This is a genomic window from Marinobacter sp. (assembly GCF_014859525.1).
Classification (GTDB): Bacteria; Pseudomonadota; Gammaproteobacteria; order Pseudomonadales; family Oleiphilaceae; genus Marinobacter.
Genome location: NZ_JACUUB010000120.1, coordinates 1 through 5,116 on the forward strand (window position 1 = coordinate 1; position 5,116 = coordinate 5,116).

Genomic DNA, 5,116 nt, shown 5'->3' on the forward strand with positions numbered 1-5,116 from the left:
AGACCCATTAAAAAAGCCAGCTTACAAGAGCTGGCTCGAAAATACTTCGGAGAGAACGAAAGGCCTGAATCAATCGCAATTCCTGTGGAGTCAGGACCCATAATACGGCGGAGTTACTACACGGCTCCTCCGCCATGGGCGGATACTGCTTGAATCCACAATTTCAGAATAAGCTTTCGTGTCCCGCCTGTCTGTTTGTGATCTGTGTACCGTTGTTACCGTTTGTGAGAGCTAAACACCTTCTCGTATCACGGGTTTGGTTTCGGTAAATCGGCGGGTTTCGTAGGCGTCTACCAGGCCTTGAACGGCGGCCCGCTCCATATCCTGAACCGATGGCGTGCCGCCCTGGGCATCTGCACGGCATAGCACCATGCCGGCTTCCACGGAGATAAAGCCGGCGGTGGTTTTCAGGGCCTTGTGGTTGATGCCGTCGAAGATGCGCCGGAATGCGGTGGTGGAGCAGTGGTCGCTGTTCGGGAAGTAGGAAATAATCGCAAACTGATTGTCACCCACGCGGCACAGAGCGTCGATGGGGCGGATCAGGGTGTTCAGGCGGCGGGCGATGCCTGTGGCCAGTTCGCTCATCACGCTGGGTGGATGCTTGCGTTTCAGGTCTTGCCAGTTACGAATGCCACACATAACGTAGGCGGTGGAACCGCCGCGGGATTCCGCGTGGCGCAGAGTTTTCTGCAGGCGCTGGCGGGCGTATTTGGTGTTACACAGGCCGGTTTCCAGATCAATGATGTTGGTGGCCTCGAGCTCCCGATTGTTCTCGACCAGCAGTGCGTTGGCGCGTAGCAGGGTGTTCTGGCGGTCGGCCATGCGGTCGGCGGCAAACACGCGGGAGATCAATTGTTTGGTCATGTCGGATTTGTAGATAAAGTCATCCACGCCCCGGTCAAAGGCTTCTGACAGCGCCTCGACGCTTTCCCGGGCGGTCAGCAAGATCACATAGGTGTAGTGGTTGTCTTGCTCATCCTGCTGGCGCACCCGGTCGGTCAGTTGCAGACCGTCCATCTCCGGCATCAGCCAATCGGCAATCAGTAAGCTGACCTGCCTCTGTTCCATCAGCTTGAGGGCGTCTGAGGCGTTGTTGGCGATGCGTACGTCGCGGTAGCCGGCATTTCGCAGGGTGCGGCCGACCACCATGCTGCTGAATTTGGCATCGTCTACAACGAGGATGGGTAGGTCCAGATTGGGCATCGTTTGTCTACTTGTTATCAGTCCATTGTCAGATGCGGTTCGCCGCCGCTCTTGGTATGCTTTGGCGCTTCGGAACATCCAGTATCAAAAATGTTGCCTCAGTATACTCTTCTGGGGCCTGTGGAGAATAACGACCATGCCTTCTTTTGACATTGTTTCAGAAATTGAGATGCACGAAGTCACCAACGCGGTGGATCAGGCCAAACGTGATCTGGGCAATCGGTGGGATTTTAAAAATGTGCAGGCAGACATCGAGCTGGAAGACAAACGCATCACTGTGAGCGCCGAGCAGGAGTTCCAGCTCGAGCAGCTGATTGATCTGCTGCGGATGGCCTTTGCCAAGCGCAACATCGATACCCGTGCGCTGGCCGAGGACGGCGAGAGCAAGGCCGGTAAGCTGGTGAAGCAGCACTTTGCGCTGAAGCAGGGCATTGAAACCGACATGGCCAAGAAAATCGTGAAGATGATCAAAGACCAGAAGATGAAGGTGCAGGCCAGTATTCAGGGCGACAAGGTGCGGGTGACCGGCAAGAAGCGGGACGATCTGCAGGAAGCCATCGCCATGCTGCGCGAAGCCGAGCTGGAACTGCCGCTGCAGTTTGATAACTTCCGCGATTGAGTCTTGGCCGGCATTCCATGCCTGCGGTATTTAACTAACGTTCGGCTTGCCCTGGCGGTGCTTCTTCCGAGGGCTGTTTTGGTTTGTCCGGGTGGGCGATGCGAAGTAGTAACGCAGCCAGAATAATGGCCGGAGCACCGGTCCCGGCGGTGATCAGGAAGAATCCTACCCAGCCTACGTATTCTGCAAGCAGTCCGGTAAAGCCTGCCGCAAACTGCCCGGGCAGTGTCATCAACGAGCTGAACAGGGCATATTGAGTAGCCGTGTAGGCGGTGTTGGTGAGGCTGGACAGGTACGCAATAAACACCGAAATGGCCATGCCGCCGGTGACGTTGTCGGCAATGATGGCCGCTACCAGGCCTGGTTGTTGGGGCCCGATCATGGCAAGACCGGCGAAGGTGAGGTTGGTGGCCGGGGCCATGAAAGCGGTAAACAGCAGCATGCGGGCAATGCCGAAGCGTGCCACCAGTGCGCCGCCGACCGCTGCCCCGGTCAGGGTCATGATCAGGCCAAACGCCGCGGCAATGTTGGCAATCTGGGATTTGGTAAAGCCCAGGTCCAGATAGAAGGGATTGGCCATCACCCCCATAAAAATGTCACTGATTCGGAAGGTGGCAATGAACAGCAGGATCACCAGCGCCGCCTTGCCATAGCGTTGAAAGAAATCCGCAAACGGGCAGACAAACGCCCCGATCAGCCAGGCGGTGATGTTCTTTCGGGCGCCGCTGTGTTTGGTGCGGTCCAGATAGCCGATCACCCGCGCCTCCATGGCAAACACGGCCGCAGACTGACGGTTCTTCGGTTCGGAGCTGATCAGTGTGGTCACCATGCCAACGCCCATCAGCAAGGCCATGGTGCCATAGGCCATAGACCAGCTGCCGACGGCGGCAATGTGCAGAGCGCCGGCACTGGCCATGAGCATGGCAACCCGGTAACCGGTCACGTAGCTGGCGGCCATGCCGCCTTGTTCATGGGGCTCGGCGGCTTCTACCCGGTAGGCATCCACTGAAATGTCCTGGGTGGCGGAACCGAAAGCCGCGACCACGGCCCAGAGGGCCACCAGCCACTGTTGCTGGGTTGGGTCCGTCAATGCCATGCCCAGCAACGCGCCGGCGATACTCAACTGCGAAACCAGCATCCAGCTGCGCCGCCACCCCAGCCAGCGGGTGAGCAACGGAATGCTGGTGCGATCCACAATCGGCGCCCACAACACCTTGATCGAATGGGCCATACCTACCCAACTGAGAAAGCCGATGGTGGCAAGCTCAACACCCAGATCCCGCAGCCACGCCGTGAACGTGCCGCCCACCAGCAGTAGAGGAAGCCCGGCTGAGAAGCCAAGGAACAGCATGCCGATAACCCGGGGGTTTCGATAAACCTGAAAGCCTTGCAGGAATTTTTGGAGAAAACTCTGAGGCATGAACGGCCGTCCGGAGCTGAATGGAATACAAGAACGGGGATTATGCGGAATTAAACCCCAATGGCCAAGTGAGCGAGCTTTAATAAGCGGGAGGCAAGGGTCAGACCCACGTGCGCTTTGAGGCCTTAAGGCCGCACGGGGGTCTGACCCGGTTTGGGCCCAAGTTCCAAGTTCAGAAACGGGGTCAGACCCCCGCGCGGCCCTAAGGCCCAAAGACGCGCGTGGGTCTGACCCCTACACGCGCGGGTCTTACCCCTACACGCGTGGGTCTGACCCCTTTCAGGAGGAGCAGCTGATGTTCAGGTGTTTGCCCCAGTCCGGGGGCAGGGCGGCGTAGTGTTCGAACTCGGGTTGTTCGTCGAAGGGGGTTTCCAGCACTTTTAATAGCTCTTTCAGGGGCGCGTAGTCGCCGTTCTGGGCTTCCAGGATGACTTGCTGGGCCAGGTAGTTGCGCAGGATGTATTTGGGGTTTACCTGGCGCATGGCGTATTCGCGTTCGTCGTGGGCGCGGGTTTCTTTTTGGAGGCGGGCCTCGTAGCGTTCGAGCCATTCGTCGGCCACGCTTCGGTCTGCGAACAGGTCTCGCGCCGGGGCGTTGCCGTGGCGGTGCAGGTTGGAGATGCCACGGAAAAAGCGGGTGTAATCTATCCGATGCTCGTGCAGCAGGCTGAAGGTGTCCATGATCAGGCTCATGTCTGCGTCTTCGGTTTCTTCCAGCCCCAGTTTTGCCTTCATGTTGTTCTTGAAGTGTTCGTTGTAGGCGATTTCGTACCGGCGCATTCCGCGGCGCACGGCGTCTTCGTCCATCACGGGTAGCAGGGCGTTGGCCAGGTACTGGCAATTCACAAAGCCGGTGTGTGGTTGGCGATTATAGGCGTAGCGCCCGCCCTGGTCGGTGTGGTTGCTGATGTAGCCAGCGTCGAAATCGTCCAGAAAGGCGTAGGGGCCGTAGTCGAAGGTGTCGCCGATAATGGACATATTGTCGCTGTTCATCACCCCATGGCAAAAGCCCACGGCTTGCCAGTCTGCAATCAGCCGGGCGGTGCGTTCCACCACTTCTTCAAACCAGCGTTGATGGCGCTGTTCTTCCGGCAAGCTGATTAAATGCGGGAAGTGCAGGGTGATCACGTGTTCCAGCAGGGTTTTCAGTGCCTCTGGCCCCTCGTGATGGGCGGCGAATTCAAAGTGGCCGAAGCGGATGTGGCTTTGAGCTACTCGCATCAGCGCGGCGGCGGTTTCGATGGATTCGCGGCGGATCGGATCTTTTGCGCTGATCATGAACAGGGCGCGGGTGGTGGCAATGCCCAGCCCGTGCATAGCTTCGGAGCACAGATACTCGCGGATGGTGGATCGCAGTACGGCCCGGCCATCGCCAAAGCGGGAGTAGGGCGTGGTGCCTGCCCCTTTCAGGTGCCAGTCCCAGCGGGTGCCATCCGGCGCCACGGTTTCCCAAAGTAACAAGCCCCGGCCATCGCCCAGCTCCGGGTTGTACACGCCAAACTGATGCCCGGTGTACTTCATTGCCACGGGGTCCATTCCGTCCAGCAACTCCAGCCCAGCACCTACTTTCGCCCAGTCCGCTTCGTTTTGAACATGAAAGCCCAGCTGTGTTGCGAGCTTGTGGTTAAAGCAGACCATTGTGGGGCCTGATAAAGGGGTTGGTTGCACCCGCGTATAGAAGCTGTTTGGGAGTTCCAGGTAGCGGTGTTCTACTTTGAAGGTGCTGTTGGTCATGGTTTGGCCTGGTTCTTGAATTGGTTTTTAAAGCTGGGTTTTGGACGGGGGCGGATTCCCGTGCGCGTGATCCAAAATAGGGTCAGGCACTCGCGCGTCAATATCCAAAACGGGTCTATCCAAAACGGGTCAGACCCCCG

General features: G+C 58.2%; 4 protein-coding genes. 1 reads left to right on the forward strand and 3 read right to left on the reverse strand.

The window, feature by feature from the left end; all coding sequences use genetic code 11:
• Positions 1–231: 231 nt before the first annotated feature.
• Positions 232–1,203 carry a response regulator gene (locus tag IBX51_RS14200; protein ID WP_291831954.1) on the reverse strand — a complete coding sequence of 324 codons (972 nt, stop codon included), beginning with the start codon at positions 1,201–1,203 and terminating at the stop codon, positions 232–234.
• 136 nt (positions 1,204–1,339) lie between these two features.
• Here IBX51_RS14200 and IBX51_RS14205 point away from each other — a divergent pair, with 136 nt between their 5' ends.
• Entirely contained in the window at positions 1,340–1,822 is a 483-nt protein-coding gene (locus IBX51_RS14205; protein ID WP_291831955.1) for a YajQ family cyclic di-GMP-binding protein, read from the forward strand.
• Between the two features lie 34 nt (positions 1,823–1,856).
• Here IBX51_RS14205 and IBX51_RS14210 read toward each other — a convergent pair whose 3' ends face one another.
• A complete protein-coding gene (locus tag IBX51_RS14210; RefSeq protein WP_291831956.1) occupies positions 1,857–3,242 on the reverse strand; it encodes an AmpG family muropeptide MFS transporter in 1,386 nt (461 codons plus the stop codon).
• A gap of 279 nt (positions 3,243–3,521) precedes the next feature.
• On the reverse strand, positions 3,522–4,976 hold the full coding sequence (locus IBX51_RS14215; protein ID WP_291831957.1) for a YdiU family protein: 1,455 nt from the start codon (positions 4,974–4,976) through the stop codon (positions 3,522–3,524).
• Positions 4,977–5,116: the final 140 nt, after the last annotated feature.

Coding starts and splice junctions, on each gene's coding strand:
- IBX51_RS14205 (WP_291831955.1), top strand. CDS start 1,340: ATGCCTTCTTTTGACATTGTTTCAGAAATTGAGATGCACGAAGTCACC.
- IBX51_RS14215 (WP_291831957.1), bottom strand. CDS start 4,976: ATGACCAACAGCACCTTCAAAGTAGAACACCGCTACCTGGAACTCCCA.
- IBX51_RS14200 (WP_291831954.1), bottom strand. CDS start 1,203: ATGCCCAATCTGGACCTACCCATCCTCGTTGTAGACGATGCCAAATTC.
- IBX51_RS14210 (WP_291831956.1), bottom strand. CDS start 3,242: ATGCCTCAGAGTTTTCTCCAAAAATTCCTGCAAGGCTTTCAGGTTTAT.